The sequence below is a fragment of the Micromonospora sp. NPDC003776 genome (assembly GCF_053605645.1).
The window spans coordinates 1-1,947 of record NZ_JBSGJR010000861.1; the positions used below are offsets into that span (position 1 = coordinate 1).

2 protein-coding genes are annotated in these 1,947 nt (G+C 77.8%); both read left to right on the forward strand.

Annotated elements, in window-relative coordinates; genetic code table 11:
* Window positions 1-66 precede the first annotated feature (66 nt).
* Window positions 67-843, forward strand: a complete 777-nt coding sequence (locus ACWEVO_RS35820) for an ABC transporter ATP-binding protein (RefSeq protein ID WP_452311831.1) — start codon at window positions 67-69, stop codon at window positions 841-843.
* A gap of 1 nt (window position 844) precedes the next feature.
* The coding region (locus ACWEVO_RS35825) for an ABC transporter permease (protein WP_452311832.1) at window positions 845-1,947 on the forward strand (1,103 nt) is incomplete at its 3' end.

The following is a 1,947-nucleotide window of genomic DNA, read 5'->3' on the forward strand; positions in this document are numbered from 1 at the left end:
CACCGACGCCCGCGCCCAGCCGCGCCGGCCCGCCCGCTGACCCGCCGTACCGAGAGGAGAACCACGATGACCGTCAGCACCGCACCCGCGCCGGCGACCGCCGTCGCCGCCCGGGCCCGGGACGTCGTCCGCACGTACGGCCGGGGCGAGGGCGCCGTCCGCGCCCTCGACGGCGCCACCGTCGACATCCCCGCCGGCCGGTTCACCGCCGTGATGGGCCCGTCCGGCTCCGGCAAGAGCACGCTGATGCACGCCCTGGCCGGGCTGGACCGGGTCGACGCCGGCGAGATCCGGCTCGGCGACACCGAGCTGGGCGGCCTCGGCGAGCGGCAGCTCACCCTGCTGCGCCGGGACCGGATCGGCTTCGTCTTCCAGAGCTTCAACCTGGTGCCGACCCTCACCGCCAGGGAGAACATCCTGCTGCCGCTGACCCTCGCCGGCCGGCGGCCCGACCCGCAGCGGCTGGACCGCCTGGCGGCCACCCTCGGCCTCGCCGACCGGCTGCGGCACCGGCCCGCCGAACTCTCCGGCGGCCAGCAGCAGCGGGTCGCGGTGGCCCGCGCCCTGATCACCGACCCGGAGATCGTCTTCGCCGACGAGCCGACCGGGAACCTCGACTCGCGGGCCGCCGAGGCGCTGCTCGGCGTGCTCCGGCGAGCCGTCGACGACCTCGGGCAGAGCATCGTGATGGTCACCCACGACCCGCACGCCGCCGCGTACGCCGACCGGGTGGTGTTCCTGGCCGACGGCCGGATCGCCGGTGAGCTGGACGCGCCGACCGTGCCGGCGGTGTTGTCCCGGATGGCGGGGCTGACCGCCGCCGCGAGCGGGGAGGGGTGCTGACATGTGGCGGATCACCCTGCGTACCACCCTGGCCCGGCGGGCCCGGCTGGCGCTGACCCTGCTAGCCGTGGTGCTCGGCGTCGCCTTCGTCACCGGCAGCCTGGTCCTCACCGACACCTCCCGGCGGCTGCTGGACGCGCAGTTCCGCACCGCCACCGCCGGGGTCGACCTGACCGTGCGGGACGCCGTCGCCTTCGACTCGGCGATGGGCGTCGAGGTGACCCGGGATCCCCTCCCCGCCGACCTGGCGAACCGCGTCGCCGCGCTGCCCGGGGTCCGCGCCGCCCGGCCGCTGCTGCGCGGCCAGGGCCTGCTGGAGGTGGACGGCCGGCCGGTGGTGCCGCGCGGCGCGTCAGTGCTGGCCTCCTGGGAGCCGCCGCCGGTCGGCGCGTTCCCGCTGCGCACCGGCCGCGCCCCGGCCGCCGACGACGAGGTGCTGCTCGACGCCGACACCGCGCGCTCGCACCGCATCGGCGTCGATGACACCGTCACGGTACGGGGCGAGACCGCCGCCCGGCTGCGAGTGGTGGGCCTGGTCGGCTTCGGCGACCGGGACGGCCTGCCGAACAGCACCCTGGCGCTGGTGACCCGGCCGGCCGCGCAGCGGCTGCTGGGCGTCGGCACCGGCGTCACCGAGGTGGCCGTGGTCGCCGCGCCGGGCGTCGCGCCGGACGAGCTGCGGGAGCGGATCGGCGCGGCGCTCGGCCCCGACTACGAGGTGGTGGCCGCCCGGGACCTGGCCGCCGCCGGCGCGCGGGCGGCCCGGGATCAGGTCTCCTGGCTGAACCTGGCGCTGCTGGCGCTCGCCGCGGCGGCCCTGCTGGTCGGGGCGTTCCTCATCGCCAACACGTTCACGATCGTGGTGACCCAGCGGACCCGGGAACTGGCGCTGCTGCGCGCGGCCGGCGCGACCGGCGGGCAGGTGCTGCGCTCGGTGCTCGGCGAGGCGTTTTTGGTCGGGCTGGTCGCCTCGGCGGTCGGCCTGCCGGCCGGGGTGGGCGCGGCGGCCGGCATGCGTGCCCTGGCGGGCGGGTTCGGCGTACCGCTGCCGGCGGGCGGGCTGGTGCTGACCGGCCGTACCGTCGCGGTGGCCGTCGCGGTCGG